We start from the raw sequence: 14824 nt of genomic DNA, 5'->3' as shown, positions 1-14824 counted from the left end.
TTGTCGGGTTGATTACATCGGCATTTGTTGCCGTTTACTCCGTTCCGGTACTTGCGCAGGAGGGGGGCTCGGAGTCGCCGATCCAGTTGGACGGGCACTATGTCGCGGACGCGATCTATATCGCACGGGGCGACCTCGGCGAGCGTGTCTATTTGCTCCACGACGCCGAAGTGACGGCCGACGTCGATCTAGACACTCTGATCGGCGCCAGAGGCACCACGGCGGGCGTGCATCTGCTTGCAACGGCGGGCGGGCGGCCGAACGACGCAGCCGGCACCTTGCAGGGCATCGACAATATCGAGGTCGGATCGCATCGGCTCAAATTATACGAAGCATGGGTCGAGCAGGCATTTGCCGGTGGCCGGGCCAGCTTGAGAATCGGCCTGACCGATCTCAACGCAGACTTCTATCAGAATGATTCAGCCGGATTGCTGATGGCGCCTGCATTCGGCATCGGCTCAGAGCTCGCGGCGACGGGACCCAATGGCCCTTCGATATTCCCCTCGACTGCGCTCACAGCGCGTGTTTCGGTTCAACTCGGCAAACAGGGCTATGCCCGCGCCGCGGTCGTCGATGCGAAATCCGGCGTGCTCGGCGATCCCGATGGCGTAGATTTCACGATGCGCGACGGCGCGCTGGTCATCGGTGAGGTGGGACTGACGACGAACGGTAAGATCGCGCTCGGCGCGTGGCGCTACACCCGCCGCCAGGACGATATCTTTGCGACGGGTCTCGACGGCGCTCCGGTGAAGCGGATCGCAACCGGAGCCTATCTGCTGCTCGATCAGAAGGTGGCCGGCAGCGACGCCCGCGCGACTAACTTGTTTCTGCGGGTCGGCCTTTCGGAAGGCAAGACCACGCCGTTCCGGGGTGGCTTCCAGACTGGCGTGATCTTCGCGCAGCCGGTTGCCAGCCGCCCCGATAGCCAAGTCTCGTTTGGCGTGCAGCACGGCGCTCTCTCGCGCGGCTATCGCGATGCTCTGCGTGACGCAGGCACGCAATCGGACGCGAGCGAATGGGGGCTCGAGTTGACGTATTCGGACAAGATCAATCGCTATCTGACCGTCCAGCCCGATGTTCAATATGTCCGCCGCGCATTCGGCAACGGACGCGATACGCTGGTGTTCGGACTCCGGCTGACGGTCAGCCGGCCGGACGGCGAATGAAGTCCGCAATTCCTCTCGGCGGCTTCCTTGTCAGGCCGCCTTGCGCCGCTCCGCCATCTCGGCATTGAGCATCTCGGCCAGCAGGAACGCCAGTTCCAGCGACTGGCCCGCATTGAGCCGCGGGTCGCAATGGGTGTGATAGCGATCGGCGAGATGCTGTTCGGTGACCGCGATCGCGCCGCCGGTGCATTCGGTGACGTTCTGGCCGGTCATTTCGCAATGGATGCCGCCGGCATAGGTGCCCTCGGCGCGGTGGACGGCGAAGAAGCCGCGGACTTCGGCGAGGATGCGCTCGAACGGGCGGGTCTTGTAGCCATTGGCGGCCTTGACGACGTTGCCGTGCATCGGATCGCAGCTCCACACCACCGGATGCCCCTCGCGCTTGACCGCGCGGACCAGCGCGGGGAGGCCCTTCTCGATCTTGTCATGGCCATAGCGCGTGATCAGCGTCATGCGGCCGGGGATGCGATTGGGGTTGAGCGTGTCGAGCAGCCTGAGCAGCGCATCGGGCTCGAGGCTGGGGCCGCACTTCATCCCGATCGGATTGCCGATGCCGCGCAGGAACTCGACATGCGCGCTGTTCTCGAAGCGCGTGCGATCGCCGATCCACAGGAAGTGGGCGGAGGTGTCGTACCAGTCGCCGGTGAGACTGTCCTGCCGAGTGAGCGCCTGCTCATAGGGGAGCAGCAGCGCTTCGTGGCTGGTGTAGAACTGGGTGCCCTTGAGTTGGGGGACGGTGTCCGGATTGATCCCGCACGCCTCCATGAAATCGAGCGACTCGCCGATGCGATCCGCCACGTCGGCGAACTTCTTCGACCACGGGCTGCGGCCCATGAAGTCGAGCGTCCACTTATGCACCTGGTGGAGATTGGCATAGCCGCCGGTGGCGAAGGCGCGCAGCAGGTTGAGCGTCGCGGCGGACTGGCTGTAGCCCTGGACCATGCGCTGCGGATCGGGGATGCGGCTCTCGGGGGTGAAGGCGATGTCGTTGACGTTGTCGCCGCGATAGGAGGGGAGCTCGACGCCGTCGATCACTTCGGTGTCGGCGCTGCGCGGCTTGGCGAACTGGCCGGCCATGCGCCCGAGCTTCACCGTCGGCAGCTTCGACGCGAAGGTGAGCACCACCGCCATCTGGAGGATGACGCGGAAGGTGTCGCGGATGTTGTTGGGGTGGAACTCGGCGAAGCTCTCGGCGCAGTCGCCACCCTGGAGCAGGAACGCTTCGCCGCGCGAGACGCGGGCAAGCTCGGTGGTCAGCTCGCGCGCCTCGCCGGCGAAGACCAGCGGCGGATAGGAGGCGAGTTGCGTGGTGGCGGCGTCCAGCGCTGCCTTATCGGGGTAATTGGGGAGCTGACGGGCTTCGGCCTGAATCCAGCTGTCAGGGGTCCAGCCCATATCCTGCTCCAGGTTGCGGACATGGACGTACCAGTCCTGGTGATGTGCGATGCCGTTGGCGGCGATCTGGTTGAGCACGGCGGCGGAGGCGCGCTTGCCGTCCTCCTCCCATCCCTGCACCGTGGAGCCCGGCGTATCGAACCAGGCGCCGAACGCGGCGCGGGAGAGCGAGCGTTCCTCGCGGAAGCGGCGGATCTTGGAACCGGCTAAAGTCGTCATGCGGCGCGCCTTACCCTTGCGGGGTAAGTCGGCGCAAGCGATTTTTCCCTAACGGGGTAAAGCGGGGTTGAGCAGCGGGTCGGCAAAGCGCTCCGAGCGGGCGAGGGTATCGGCATAGGGGGTGGTGCCGATCTGCGGATCGAGGCTGTAGTCGTGGTAAAAGCCATGGCCCTTGCCGCGATAGCCGATGACCGTGCAGCTTCGGCCCGCCGCTGTGGCGCGGGCGCAGAAGGTGCGGACGCTGGCGATCGGCACGGTGGCGTCGTCCTCGCCATGGAAGATCATCGTCGGCGGCAGCGCGGCCAGCGGCAACAGGCTGGGCGAGATGCCGCGGGCGAAGGGCTTTTGATACCAGCGCGCCGGAGTGACGAGATCGACTGCGGGATTGAACAGGATCAGCGCGGCGGGCCGTTCGGCGGCGGGCGCCTTCATCGCGGTGACCAGCGCGAGATGGCCCCCCGCCGAGCCGCCGGACAGCGCGATGCGGCGCGAGTTGATGCCCAGCGCGGCGGCATGGTCGCGCAGCCAGGCATAGGCGGCGGCGGCATCGTTTGTGGCGGCGAGCGGCGAGGTGCCGTCGCGGCAGGTGACGCGGTAGTCGGCGAGCAGAGTGACATAGCCGCGGGCGGCGAAAGCCTCGGCCTGGGGGCGAAAGGCGGTGATCCGGCCGACGCGCCAGCCGCCGCCGAAGAAGAACAGGATCGCGGGCCGCGCCGCCCTGGGGCCGGCGGGCTGGAAGACGTGGATGCGCAGGTCGCGGCCCGAGGCGGTGCGATAGGTGAAGCTAGTCGCGCCGGGCAGCGTGTCCGGCTGGGCGGGGATGCCGGTGCAGCGGTCGCCGGGGATCGAGAGCAGGGTGCCGCAGCCGCCGAGCAGCAGCGCGAGCGCCAGAACGAGGCCGCGCATCACCCACCCGCCGCGGGGTCGCCTGCGCGCGTCGGGGCGAGGTGGCGCCATCAGCGGGCGTGCGAGGGCAGGGCGCAAGGCTGTCATGGCCGACAGGCCTAGTCGGCTGCTTGCGTTGTTTCAAATGAACTGATCGAACGCCTCCCCGAGCGTGGCTTGGGGAGGGATCGAGGATCAGCGCTGCTGCGGGCCGTCGTGACGATCGCGGCCGCGATCGGGCGAGGCGCCGGGTGTCGGGGTCGGCTTCGCAGCAGAGTGATCGTCGCGTGCGCCGTGCGCATCGCGGTCCTGGCCGCGATGGGGGGTGTCGGTCGGGGAAGCCGAGGGCGTCGGCCGCGGATCGCGATCGCTGCCCGCCGGGGCCGGCCCGGCACGATCGCGGGCGCGGCTGGCCTGGTCGCGCCGTTCGCGGCTTTCCTGCGCGGCTTCGGTCGCCGCGCGGCTCTGCTCGGCATCGGGAGCACGGCCGCGCCCGTCGCGATCGAACTGGCGGACCGGCGTGTCGCCCTGATAGGCATAGGCACGGTCCGCGTCCTGGACGAGGAAAGGCCGCTCGCCACCGCCGCGGAAATAGGCGACCTTCTTACCGTCGCGATCCGCGGTGCGCAGGATGCGTCCGTCCCTGGTCCATGCCCAGCCCTGGCCATAGCGGACGCGCTGGATGCCGGTGCCGGCACGGATCTCCGCCTCGATCGCGGCGGCATCGGTGAGCGGCGCGGCCTCTGCGGCGGGGGTGTTGGCCGCGGGCCTGGGCACCGCGGCGACGGTCACCGCCGGCGTGGTGGTATCGGCGACATTCTCGACCACCGGCGCTTCGTCGAACGCGGCATCGTCTGCTTCAGAGGCGTTGGTCTCCGCGACCATCGCATTGTCGGTGGTCTCCGGCGTCTTGTTGCACGCGCTTAGCGCAAGCACCGCGACCACGGCAGTGAGGGGAAGCGACTTCATTCTTCTCTCCGGTTCGGCCTTTTCCGGAGGGGTAATGATCGCCGGGTGCGAAATATCCTCAGAGGCGCGCGTAGCGGTGGGCGAATTCGCGGTCGGACATGGCGAGATAGCGGACCATGTCGATCATCGACCATAGCCAGGTCACCAACATGCCAACCACGGTGATCGTCAGCACAAGCATCACCACGCCCGAGCCGTTGCGGCCGAGATAGAAGCGGTGGATACCGAGCACGCCGAAGAAAAAGGCGAGCAACGCGGCGACATATTTGTTGCGATCGCTGGTGGGGACTTGCGGCGCGGTGGTTACGGCGCCCGGCTCGGGCAGGCGAAAGATGCACAGCGCGCGGCGGCCCTCGACGGTGAAATCGACATTGACGCCGACTGCAGGGCCACGCTCCGACCGCCAATCGTGCGGCGCGAAGACGTAGCGCTCGCCATCCTCGCCCGAAATTTGCCCTTCGCCGCTGCCGCGATCTACGCCGAGTACCTGTCCGCGCATGTCTTCCCCCGTGTTCGATTCGGCTTTTGGCGAAATCGGGGGGCGAGCGCAAGAGGTTAGCGCGCCGGCAGGTCGAAACGGCGCCGAACGACAAGTCGTGCCGATCCGACCGCGATCTCCGATAGCCCGAGTTATGCGGCGGAACCGGCCGCGGCGACGCGCTTTTGACTTGCTAGTCTACCGAATCCCCGACCCCGGACCAGGGAAGGAAGTCGAGATGTTGAAGGCCTTTGCCGCGCTGAGCCTCGCCCTGTTCGCGCCAGCAGTCACCGTTGCCGCGTCGCCGACCGCTCCAGATCCCTGCCAGCGCGCCATCGCCGAGGCACAGGAAGCGGAAGACGCCGTCAACAATTGGTACGCGAGCCATTGCCGCCCCGGGGGAAGCAAGCAGTGTACCGGCAATGGCGCCCGCCTGATCGAACTCCTCGATCGCATGCAGGCGGCGCGCGCTAACCGCCAGCGGCAATGTAGCTGAGCCAGGCTAGAGCGCCGGCTTCCAGTCCCAGCCGAGCGGGTCGCCGTCCATGACGTCGACGCCGGCGGCGACGAGCTCGTCGCGGATGGTGTCGGAGCGCTGGAAATCCTTGACCAGTCGCGCTTCCTTGCGCTCGCCCAGGCGGGCGTCGATATCCTGCGGGCTCAGTGTCGCCGCGGCGGGGCGGAGACGCAGTTCATCGCGCGTGAGAGTGAGCAGGTTCAGCCCGAGCACTGCGTCGAACGCCGCCAGCGCGGCGAGGCGATCGGCAGGCGACAGCGCCTTCTCGGCGAGCAGCTCGTCGAGGATCGGCAGCGCCTTGGGGGTGTTGAGATCGTCGGACAGCGCTTCGTCGAGCCGCTTGATCCATGGCTCGGGCGCCGTGCCTTCGCCTCCGGCCTTGGCCTTGAGCGCGGCCACCGTCATCACCAGCCGCTTGAGCCTGGTCAGCGCGGCGGCGAGGTTTTCGGCCGAGAATTCCAGCTCGCTGCGATAGTGCGCCTGGAGGCAGAGCAGGCGATAGGCGAGGGGGTGCACGCCCGCGTCGATCAACGACTGGAGCGTGGTGAAGCCGCCCTTCGACTTCGACATCTTGCCCTGGCGATCGACCAGGAAGTTGTTGTGCAGCCAGAAATGCGCGCCGGTGTCCGCGCAGCCGCAAAACGCCTGGTTCTGTGCGATCTCGTTGGGATGGTGGATCTCGCGGTGATCGATCCCGCCGGTGTGGATGTCGAACTGGCCGCCGCCGAACGGCTCGACCAGATATTTGTGGCTCATCACCGAGCATTCGAGGTGCCAGCCCGGCGCGCCCTTGCCCCAGGGTGAATCCCATTCCATCTGGCGCTGCTCGCCGGGGGGCGACTTGCGCCAGATCGCGAAGTCCTGCGGATGGCGCTTGCCGTCCACCGCCTCGATCCGGCTTTCGCGGGCATCGTCCTGTGACCCGGCTAGCTTGCCGTAATCGGGAACGGTGGTGCTGTCGAAATAGAGGCCGGTGTCGAGCTCGTAGCAATGCTGGGGCGCGATCTTCTTGGCGAAATCGAGCATCTCGCCGATGTGATCGGTGGCAACCGACCAGCGCGAAGGCTCGCGGATGTTGAGATCGGCGATGTTCGCCTTGAACGCCGCGGTATAGTGCGCGGCGATGTCCCAGATGCTCTTGGCTTGGGAGCGGGCGGCCGCCTCCATCTTGTCGTCGCCGGCATCGGCGTCGCTGGTCAGATGGCCGACATCGGTGATGTTGATGACATGGGTGAGCGCATAACCCTTCCAGGTCAGCACGCGGCTCAGCGTATCGGTGAACACATAGGCGCGCAGATTGCCGAGATGGGCATAGTTGTAGACCGTCGGTCCGCACGAATAGACGCGAACGCCCGCTTCGGGATCGAGCGGCGCGAACGCCTCGAGGCTGCGGGTGAGCGAATTATAGAGATGAAGCGAGGCGCCGTGCATGCCGCATCCCTTAGCGCCTGCACCGCCCCGGGCAACTCCCGGTGCGCGCCTCGCCGCGGGATGCGAGGAAAATCTCAGGCGGCGAGCGGAGAGATTGCTGGGCGCGAGTGGGCCAGGCCGTTGCCGAGATTGCTCCCGGCGATCAGCGGCAGCGCAGTCCCGCAAAACGCGCATTCCGCGGTCATCCGCCCGATCATCCAATGCGATTTGCCGCACCCCGGACAATGATTCGTTTCGTGCGGACGATAGGCCACGCGGTACCCGCTATGCGCCTGGCGAATTCCGAAATCATACATGGGTGGTCTCCCAGCAGCCGAATCCGAAACGAGGTTGAATCGTTCTTTGTTCCGGGCCTACGCGCCCGATCGAGCGACGAGCCGTGCTTTCCTGTGGATAAGTGGCGTTTTGGTCACAGGGATTCAGTCGCAAGGGTTTTGATGAACAATGGCTAACGAGCGCGTTCAGCATCGTTGCATCCGGGTAATGGCAGATAGGTCTTCGTAAGGCGGCACCGCCCGAAACGAAGGAGACGAAAGATGAAGAAGGTCATCACTGCCATGCTGGCTGCCACCGTTGCTTTCGGCGGCCTCGCAGCAACTCCCGCCGCAGCACAGAGCCGCGGCTATTACCAGGATCGCGGTTATAACGACGGCTATTATGATCGCGGCTATCGCAGCGACCGCGGCTATCGCGAGGACCGGGGCTATCGCGGCGATTATCGCCGGGGCTATCGCGATCGCGGCTATCGCCAGAATTATCGCCGCTGCAGCAGCGGCACCACCGGGACGATCCTCGGCGCAGTCGCCGGCGGGCTTCTGGTGGCGATATCGGGCGCGGCAGCTCGTATCGCGGGCGCAGCACCACCGGCACGATCATCGGCGCAGGTGCCGGCGCGCTGCTGGGTCGCGAAGTCGATGGCGGCAACTGCCGCCGCTGAGGCCGGTCTCTGAACCTGGTTTGAAACAAGGAAGGGCGCCCATGCGAATGGGCGCCCTTCTTGCGTCTTGCGACATCAAATGAGTGGAGGCCCGACCGGGAATCGAACCCGGGTGCAAGGATTTGCAGTCCTCTGCGTCACCACTCCGCCATCGGGCCGAGGCGGGCGCCAATGGGGGCTTTTTCGCGGCGGGTCAACACCCGAGCCCCCCGGCGCACCGATAGAATTCAGCCGCAGCGCGCGCGGGTGATCCGTCCGCGCTCGTCGAGCTCGAGATTGAGCCGATCGGTGCGGAAATCCATCGTCACCGCCGAACCCGGCGTGATCCAGCGCAGCGTGCGTGCGCCCGACAGCCGCTTGGCGCGCGATTCGACGCCGGCGCTGCGAACCTTTCCGATCAGGCTGCCGAGGCGCTGGTCGGCGCAGGCACCCTGGGGCGGACGCGGCGGGCGCGGACCTTCGGGACGGCGATCATAGGCGCAGCCCGAGGCGGCGAGCAGCACGAGCGGGAGGGCAAGGCGAATCATCAGGCGGGATCCTCGGTACGCGTCATCTTGAGCTTGCCGTTCTTGACTGCGAAGCCGAGCTGGCCCTCGACCAGCGCCAGCGCATCGCGGCCGAACTGTTCATAACGCCAGCCCTGGAGGATCGGCAGGCCTTCACGAACCCCCGCGGCGAGCGATTCGAGATCGTCCGAGCGCGCGAGCAGCCGGGCGGCGACATTGATTTCCTTGGCGCGGATCTTGAGGAGCAGCTTCAACAGGTCGGCGACCAGCGCGCCATCCTTGCCCAGCGAGGGCTTGCGGTCGTCGCGGCCGGGCATTTCGGCTGCGGGCATCGGCTTGGCGGTTTCGAGCGCGGCCATCAGCCGTCCGCCGATGTCGTTGCCCGCCCAGGCTGCCGAAAGGCCGCGCACCTTGCCGAGATCGCTCTGCTTGCGCGGCGGATTGCCGGCGATATCGGCGAGCGTCTCGTCCTTGACGATGCGGCCGCGGGGAAGGTCCTTGTTCTGCGCCTCGAGCTCGCGCCAACGCGCCAGCGCCTTGAGGCGGCCGAGCACTTCGGGCTTGCGGCTGGAGATGCGGACGCGCTCCCAGGCGGCATCGGGATCGTTGCGATAATTCTCGGGGTCGGCGAGCCGCTCCATTTCCTGGTCGAGCCAGGCTCCGCGACCGGTTTTCTTGAGCCGTTCGAGCATCTTGGGGAAGATTTCGGAGAGATAGGTGACGTCGCAGATCGCATAATCGATCTGGCGCTTGTCGAGCGGGCGGCGGCTCCAATCGGTGAAGCGCGCGCCCTTGTCGACGGTGATGCCGAGATAGGTATCGACAAGGTTGGAATAACCGATCTGTTCGCCCTGGCCGAGCGCCATCGCGGCGACCTGGCTGTCGAACAGCGGGTGGGGGTCTTGCCGGTGAGGTTGTAGACGATCTCGAGATCCTGGCCGCCCGCGTGGAAGACCTTGAGCACGTCTTCATTGTCGGTGAGCAAGTCGAGCAGCGGCTTCATGTCGATCCCGCCCATCGGATCGATCGCGGCGGCTTCCTCGTCGTCGGCGATCTGGATCAGGCAGAGTTCGGGCCAATAGCTGTTTTCGCGCATGAACTCGGTGTCCACGCAGATGTACGGCTTGGTGGCAAAACGCGCGCAAAGATTTGCGAGGGCGGCGGAATCCTCGATCAGGCCATGGATATGCATCCAGGCGCCATAGCCGCGTCTTCGGGTTGACAAAAGAGGGTGGGAGGGGAAAGCGCACCCCAACGTTTCCCTTCACGCAAAAGTTGAAATCCATGCACGCCTATCGCACGCACAATTGCGCCCAGCTTCGCGCCGCCAATGTCGGTCAGGAAGTCCGCCTCTCGGGTTGGGTGCACCGCAAGCGCGACCATGGCGATCTCGTCTTCATCGACTTGCGCGACCATTATGGCATCACCCAGATCGTCACCGACGTCAGCGGTGCGGCGTTCCAGGTGCTCGAATCGCTGCGTAGCGAGTTGGTGATCACCGTCACCGGCCAGGTGGTCGCGCGCGACGCGAGTGTGGTGAACGCCAATTTGCCGACCGGCGAGATCGAAGTTCGCGCCGCCGAAGTGGTGATCCAGAGCCAGGCGCAGGAACTGCCGATGCCGGTGTTTGGCGACTCCGAATATCCCGAGGATATCCGTCTGCGCTATCGCTTCCTCGATCTGCGCCGCGACAAGGTCCACAAGAACATCCTGCTGCGCTCGAACGTCATTTCGTCGCTGCGCCGGCGGATGATCGACCAGGGCTTTACTGAGTTCCAGACCCCGATCCTCACCGCGTCGAGCCCAGAGGGTGCGCGCGACTATCTGGTCCCCAGCCGCGTCCATCCCGGCAAATTCTATGCGCTGCCGCAGGCGCCGCAGATGTTCAAGCAGCTGCTCATGGTCGCCGGGTTCGACCGCTATTTCCAGATTGCGCCGTGTTTCCGCGACGAGGACGCCCGCGCCGACCGTAGCCCAGGCGAATTCTACCAGCTCGACTTCGAGATGAGCTATGTGACGCAGGACGATGTGTTCGCGGCGATTGAGCCGGTGCTCCACGGCGTGTTCGAGGAATTCGCCGATTGGGAGGGCAAGGGCCGCAGCGTGAGCGCGCTGCCGTTCAAGCGCATCCCGTACCGCGAATCGATGCTCAAATACGGCAACGACAAGCCCGATCTGCGCAACCCGCTGCTGATCACCGACGTCTCGGACTTCTTCAAGGGATCGGGCTTCAGCCGCTTCGCCTCGATGGTCGAGGGCGGCGACGTCGTCCGCGCGGTGCCCGCGCCGGGCACCCACGAGAAGAGCCGGAAGTTCTTCGACGACATGAACAGCTGGGCGCAGAGCGAAGGCTTCCCCGGCCTTGGCTATGCCACCCAGAAGGACGGCGTGTTCGGCGGCCCGATCGCCAACAACCACGGCCAGGACGGCATGAAGGCAATTGCCGAAGCGATGGGTCTCGGTCCCAACGACGGCATCTTCTTCGCCGCGGGCAAGGAAGCTCAGGCCGCCAGGCTCGCCGGCCTTGCGCGCACCCGCGCCGCCGATCAGCTCGAGCTGATCGACGCCAGCCGCTTCGAATTCTGCTGGATCGTCGACTTCCCGATGTTCGAATATGACGAGGACGCCAAGAAGGTCGACTTCAGCCACAATCCGTTCTCGATGCCGCAGGGCGAGATGGAGGCGCTGGAGACCAAGGACCCGCTCGACATCCTGGCTTTCCAGTACGACATCGTCTGCAACGGCATCGAGCTGTCCTCGGGCGCTATCCGGAACCATCGCCCCGAGATCATGTACAAGGCGTTCGAGATCGCCGGCTACAGCCAGGAGGACGTCGACACCAATTTCGCCGGGATGATCAATGCGTTCAAGTTCGGCGCGCCGCCGCATGGCGGCTCGGCGCCGGGCGTCGACCGCATCGTCATGCTGCTCGCCGACGAGCCCAACATCCGCGAGGTGATCACCTTCCCGATGACCCAGAAGGCCGAGGACCTGATGATGCAGGCCCCGAGCTTCGTCAGCGAGAAGCAGCTCAAGGAGCTCAACATCCGCCTAGCGCCCCAGGTGGCTGCGGACATCGCCAAGAAGGCAGCCGACGGTCCGGCCGACTGATCGGAACCAGGAGGGGGTCCTATGCGCATCGCGGTGTTCGGGACCAAGGGCTATGACCGCCGCTTCTTCACTGCCGCGAATGAAGCGCATGGCCATGACCTGCTCTTCCTCGAGCCGCGCCTCGACGCGCTGACTTCGCAGCTCGCCCGGGGCTGCGGCGCGGTCTGCGTGTTCGTCAACGACGTCGTCGATGGCGCAGTGTTGGCGACATTGGCGCAGGGCGGTACGCGGCTGGTCGCGCTACGCTGTGCCGGGTTCAACAATGTCGATCTTGCCGCGGCCGAGCGGCTCGGCATCTCGGTGGTCCGCGTGCCGGCCTATTCGCCGCATGCCGTCGCCGAGTTCACCGTCGCGCTCTTGCTCGCGGTCGACCGGCATATCCCGCGCGCTTGGGCGCGGGTGCGCGACAACAACTTCGCGCTCGACGGGCTGATCGGCCGCAACCTGCACGGCCGCACCGTCGGCGTGGTCGGCACCGGCAAGATCGGCGCGCTGGTCGCCCGCAGCCTCAAGCTCGGCTTCGGCTGCGACGTGCTCGCCAGCGACATCGCCGCCGACCCGGAGCTTGAAGCGATCGGGATACGCTATGTCGAGCGCACGACGCTGCTGCGCGAGGCCGAAATCGTCACGCTGCATTGCCCGCTCACTCCCGAGACGCGCCACCTGATCGATGCCGATGCGATCGCCCATGCCCGGGACGGGCTGGTGATCGTCAACACCAGCCGCGGTGCGCTGATCGATACGTCGGCGCTGATCGACGGGCTCAAGACGCGAAAGATCGGCGCGGTGGCGCTCGACGTCTACGAGCAGGAGGCCGACCTGTTCTTCGAGGATTTGTCGAGCGAGATCGTCTCGGACGACGTTTTCCAGCGGCTGCTGACCTTCCCCAACGTGCTGATCACCGGCCACCAGGCCTTCCTCACCGAAGAAGCGCTCCAGGCGATCGCCGAGACGACGCTGGCGAGCATTGCCGATGCCGAGGCGGGACGGCCGCTTGCCAATCGCGTGGATAGCGCGTTGATTGCGCCTTCGCGTTGAATGGAGCTGCCGTGACGATCGATCTTGCGGACTATGAGGCCGGCGACCATCTGGTCGACAGCGACGATTATGCTGATCGACTCGCCAAGCTGCAGAAGCGGCTGAGCCATATCCAGACCGCGCACATCATCCACAAGCGCCGCGCGATCATCCTGTTCGAAGGCTGGGACGCGGCGGGGAAGGGCGGGATCATCAAGCGGCTCAGCGCCGAGTGGGACCCGCGCTATTTCGAAGTCTGGCCGATTGCGGCGCCGACCGCCGAGGAACTGTCGCACCATTTCCTCTGGCGCTTCTGGCGGCGGCTGCCGGCACAACACAATATCGCGATCTTCGACCGCAGCTGGTATGGCCGGGTGCTCGTCGAGCGGGTCGAGCAGTTGGCGTCCAAGGCCGACTGGAAGCGCGGCTATGACGAGATCAACGCCTTCGAGGCGCAGCAGATCGAGGACGGTGCGACGCTGATCAAGGTCTTTGTCCACGTCACCCAGAAAACCCAGGACAAGCGCCTGCGCGACCGCGTCGAGCATCCGTGGAAGCGCTGGAAGATCGGTAGCGAGGACTTCCGCAATCGTGCGCGCCGCGCCGATTATGTCGAGGCCATGCACGACATGTTTCGCGAGACCGACACCAAGCACGCGCCTTGGACGGTGATCGACGGCAATCACAAGAAGTCGGCGCGGATCGCCGCGCTGGAGGCGATCGCCGACCAGCTCGAAGCGCATGTGCCGATGGACCCACCCGAACTCGATCCCGAGCTGGCGAAGATGGCGAAGAAGGTCTTGGGCGACTGAGCCTCAGCGGGGTAGGCGCCAGGCGCGATAGGCCAGGCTGAACGCCGCGCCGGTCAGCGAGGCGAGCAGTCCGACGGTCAGCGCGTCGAGCGTCATCAGCGCCCAGACCAGCGGCTCCGGCTGGCCGATCGCCAGGCGGTGCAAGCCATAATGGAGCGCCATCGCCGGACCATAAGCGGCGACCAGCAGCAGCACGAACAGCGGCAGCCAGCGCCATCCGCGCCAATATCCCGCCGTCAGCGTGCCGGCGTGATCGCCGAACAGCGCGGCGAGGATGAGCAGCATCAGCGGCAGCGTCACCAGGCTGAGGGTCAGATTGACCGCCTGGAACAGCCATTCGGCAACGTGGCTGCGCAGCAAATCGGCCGATGCGGAGATTCCAATGAACAGCGCCAGCGCGATGGCGAGCCGAAGCCAGGCAATGTCGCGCAGGTCCCACCAGCGCCCGCCCTGCTCGCGCGCATTCCAGAAGCGCGCGGAGGCGAGCATCGCGAGGAGCAGCCCGGTGAGCTTGGCATAGCCGAACGCCCAGCGCTTCGGATCGTTCGCGAGGCCATGGCCCCGCGCGATGCTCTCGAACATGCCGAGGCGGATCTCGACGATATGCTGGAGGAATTCGGGCACGACGACCAGCGCGACGATCACCGGCGCCAGCACGAACAACGCGAAGCCGCGGCGATAGAGCTCGACCAGTTGTTCCCAGACGAAACGCACCATCGCTTGCCCCCTCGACAGGGCGTCAGGCTGGCACGAAACGCCCGTTCTCGTCCATCAGATGAAGTTCGCCATCGCGGATCGCGAAATAGGCGCCGTGGAGCGTGAGCGTTCCCGCTTCGACTCGTGCAGCGACGAAGGGGAAGGTGAGCAGGTTGACGAGCGAGACACGCACCGTCTCGAGCTCGAGCGCATGCACTGCCTCGGCGCCGCCGCCATGCTGGGCAACGATACGATCGCGCGCCTCGTCGAGCATGTCGACCCAGTGCGCGATGAAGCCGCCCTCACCATTGGGAGCGCCCTTGAACCGCTGGGACAGCGAGGCGGCGACACCGCCGCAGGCACCGTGGCCCAGCACGACGATCTCGGGCACTTCGAGTTGGGTGACCGCGAACTCCAGCGCCGCCGACACGCCGTGCCGGCTTGCATCGTCCTCGAAAGGCGGGACGAGGTTGGCGACGTTGCGCACCACGAAAATCTCGCCGGGCACGGTATCGAAAATCTGGGCCGGGTCGACTCGGCTGTCCGAGCAGGCGATCACCATCACCCGGGGGCTCTGGCCTTCGCGCAGTTCCTCCCAGCGTTCGCGATGCCGCCGATATTCGCTGGTCCGGAAGCGCTGATAGCCGTCGAGCAGGTCGGTGAAGTCGGTCATATCGGCTCCATA

At 66.0% G+C, this 14824-nt stretch carries 13 protein-coding genes, 1 tRNA gene and 2 pseudogenes; 6 read left to right on the top strand and 10 right to left on the bottom strand.

What is annotated here, in order from left to right:
* Window positions 1-86 precede the first annotated feature (86 nt).
* Entirely contained in the window at window positions 87-1166 is a 1080-nt protein-coding gene (locus AB2M62_RS08270; RefSeq protein ID WP_404339281.1) for a carbohydrate porin, read from the top strand.
* A gap of 30 nt (window positions 1167-1196) precedes the next feature.
* Here AB2M62_RS08270 and AB2M62_RS08265 read toward each other — a convergent pair whose 3' ends face one another.
* The 4 genes from AB2M62_RS08265 to AB2M62_RS08250 all read right to left on the bottom strand — a co-directional run bounded on the left by AB2M62_RS08265 (window position 1197) and on the right by AB2M62_RS08250 (window position 5133).
* Window positions 1197-2780, bottom strand: coding sequence for a class II 3-deoxy-7-phosphoheptulonate synthase (locus AB2M62_RS08265; protein WP_404339279.1), 1584 nt, complete (start codon window positions 2778-2780; stop codon window positions 1197-1199).
* A gap of 48 nt (window positions 2781-2828) precedes the next feature.
* Complete coding sequence (locus AB2M62_RS08260) at window positions 2829-3686, bottom strand: alpha/beta hydrolase (RefSeq protein WP_404339277.1); 858 nt, start codon at window positions 3684-3686, stop codon at window positions 2829-2831.
* A 174-nt stretch (window positions 3687-3860) separates the two neighbouring features.
* Complete coding sequence (locus tag AB2M62_RS08255; protein WP_404339275.1) at window positions 3861-4634, bottom strand: hypothetical protein; 774 nt, start codon at window positions 4632-4634, stop codon at window positions 3861-3863.
* 58 nt (window positions 4635-4692) lie between these two features.
* The gene (locus tag AB2M62_RS08250) at window positions 4693-5133 is read right to left on the bottom strand and encodes a TM2 domain-containing protein (RefSeq protein WP_404339273.1); all 441 of its coding nucleotides are present in this window, start codon (window positions 5131-5133) and stop codon (window positions 4693-4695) included.
* Window positions 5134-5350: 217 nt separating this feature from the next.
* On the opposite strand from AB2M62_RS08250, the gene AB2M62_RS08245 reads away from it, so the two are divergent.
* Window positions 5351-5608 carry a hypothetical protein gene (locus AB2M62_RS08245; protein WP_404339271.1) on the top strand — a complete coding sequence of 86 codons (258 nt, stop codon included), beginning with the start codon at window positions 5351-5353 and terminating at the stop codon, window positions 5606-5608.
* Between the two features lie 6 nt (window positions 5609-5614).
* On the opposite strand, the gene cysS is transcribed toward AB2M62_RS08245, so the two are convergent.
* Entirely contained in the window at window positions 5615-7060 is a 1446-nt protein-coding gene (gene cysS / locus AB2M62_RS08240; RefSeq protein WP_404339269.1) for a cysteine--tRNA ligase, read from the bottom strand.
* A 536-nt stretch (window positions 7061-7596) separates the two neighbouring features.
* Here cysS and AB2M62_RS08235 point away from each other — a divergent pair.
* A pseudogene (locus AB2M62_RS08235) lies at window positions 7597-7997 on the top strand (glycine zipper 2TM domain-containing protein).
* Between the two features lie 84 nt (window positions 7998-8081).
* On the opposite strand, the gene AB2M62_RS08230 reads toward AB2M62_RS08235, so the two are convergent.
* The 3 genes and pseudogenes from AB2M62_RS08230 to rnd all read right to left on the bottom strand — a co-directional run bounded on the left by AB2M62_RS08230 (window position 8082) and on the right by rnd (window position 9695).
* Window positions 8082-8155 (bottom strand) — tRNA-Cys (locus tag AB2M62_RS08230).
* 69 nt (window positions 8156-8224) lie between these two features.
* Window positions 8225-8524 carry an I78 family peptidase inhibitor gene (locus AB2M62_RS08225; RefSeq protein WP_404339267.1) on the bottom strand — a complete coding sequence of 100 codons (300 nt, stop codon included), beginning with the start codon at window positions 8522-8524 and terminating at the stop codon, window positions 8225-8227.
* Window positions 8524-9695, bottom strand: a pseudogene (gene rnd / locus AB2M62_RS08220) (ribonuclease D). Before rnd ends, AB2M62_RS08225 begins: the two are co-directional and overlap by 1 nt.
* Before the next feature lie 92 nt (window positions 9696-9787).
* On the opposite strand from rnd, the gene aspS reads away from it, so the two are divergent.
* From aspS to AB2M62_RS08205, 3 genes are read left to right on the top strand one after another with little or no spacing between them, the layout of a single operon-like run.
* Window positions 9788-11614, top strand: a complete 1827-nt coding sequence (aspS, locus tag AB2M62_RS08215) for an aspartate--tRNA ligase (protein ID WP_404339265.1) — start codon at window positions 9788-9790, stop codon at window positions 11612-11614.
* 21 nt (window positions 11615-11635) lie between these two features.
* Window positions 11636-12652, top strand: a complete 1017-nt coding sequence (locus AB2M62_RS08210) for a 2-hydroxyacid dehydrogenase (RefSeq protein WP_404339263.1) — start codon at window positions 11636-11638, stop codon at window positions 12650-12652.
* Between the two features lie 11 nt (window positions 12653-12663).
* Window positions 12664-13443, top strand: coding sequence for a polyphosphate kinase 2 family protein (locus tag AB2M62_RS08205; RefSeq protein WP_404339261.1), 780 nt, complete (start codon window positions 12664-12666; stop codon window positions 13441-13443).
* A 3-nt stretch (window positions 13444-13446) separates the two neighbouring features.
* On the opposite strand, the gene AB2M62_RS08200 is transcribed toward AB2M62_RS08205, so the two are convergent.
* Together AB2M62_RS08200 and AB2M62_RS08195 are read right to left on the bottom strand one after the other, a co-directional pair.
* A complete protein-coding gene (locus AB2M62_RS08200) occupies window positions 13447-14160 on the bottom strand; it encodes a hypothetical protein (protein ID WP_404339259.1) in 714 nt (237 codons plus the stop codon).
* A 22-nt stretch (window positions 14161-14182) separates the two neighbouring features.
* The gene (locus AB2M62_RS08195; RefSeq protein ID WP_404339257.1) at window positions 14183-14812 is read right to left on the bottom strand and encodes a carbonic anhydrase; all 630 of its coding nucleotides are present in this window, start codon (window positions 14810-14812) and stop codon (window positions 14183-14185) included.
* Window positions 14813-14824 lie beyond the last annotated feature (12 nt).

This window comes from Sphingomonas sp. MMS12-HWE2-04, assembly GCF_044881185.1.
Lineage (GTDB): Bacteria > Pseudomonadota > Alphaproteobacteria > Sphingomonadales > Sphingomonadaceae > Sphingomonas.
Note: the sequence above shows the minus strand (reverse complement) of the source record. Positions and strands in the feature narration are given on the sequence as shown.

Bases quoted from the DNA above. Each gene is read 5' to 3' on its own strand.
- AB2M62_RS08265 (WP_404339279.1), bottom strand. From the start codon at position 2,780: ATGACGACTTTAGCCGGTTCCAAGATCCGCCGCTTCCGCGAGGAACGC.
- AB2M62_RS08260 (WP_404339277.1), bottom strand. From the start codon at position 3,686: ATGCGCGGCCTCGTTCTGGCGCTCGCGCTGCTGCTCGGCGGCTGCGGC.
- AB2M62_RS08255 (WP_404339275.1), bottom strand. From the start codon at position 4,634: ATGAAGTCGCTTCCCCTCACTGCCGTGGTCGCGGTGCTTGCGCTAAGC.
- AB2M62_RS08250 (WP_404339273.1), bottom strand. From the start codon at position 5,133: ATGCGCGGACAGGTACTCGGCGTAGATCGCGGCAGCGGCGAAGGGCAA.
- AB2M62_RS08245 (WP_404339271.1), top strand. From the start codon at position 5,351: ATGTTGAAGGCCTTTGCCGCGCTGAGCCTCGCCCTGTTCGCGCCAGCA.
- cysS (WP_404339269.1), bottom strand. From the start codon at position 7,060: ATGCACGGCGCCTCGCTTCATCTCTATAATTCGCTCACCCGCAGCCTC.
- AB2M62_RS08225 (WP_404339267.1), bottom strand. From the start codon at position 8,524: ATGATTCGCCTTGCCCTCCCGCTCGTGCTGCTCGCCGCCTCGGGCTGC.
- aspS (WP_404339265.1), top strand. From the start codon at position 9,788: ATGCACGCCTATCGCACGCACAATTGCGCCCAGCTTCGCGCCGCCAAT.
- AB2M62_RS08210 (WP_404339263.1), top strand. From the start codon at position 11,636: ATGCGCATCGCGGTGTTCGGGACCAAGGGCTATGACCGCCGCTTCTTC.
- AB2M62_RS08200 (WP_404339259.1), bottom strand. From the start codon at position 14,160: ATGGTGCGTTTCGTCTGGGAACAACTGGTCGAGCTCTATCGCCGCGGC.
- AB2M62_RS08195 (WP_404339257.1), bottom strand. From the start codon at position 14,812: ATGACCGACTTCACCGACCTGCTCGACGGCTATCAGCGCTTCCGGACC.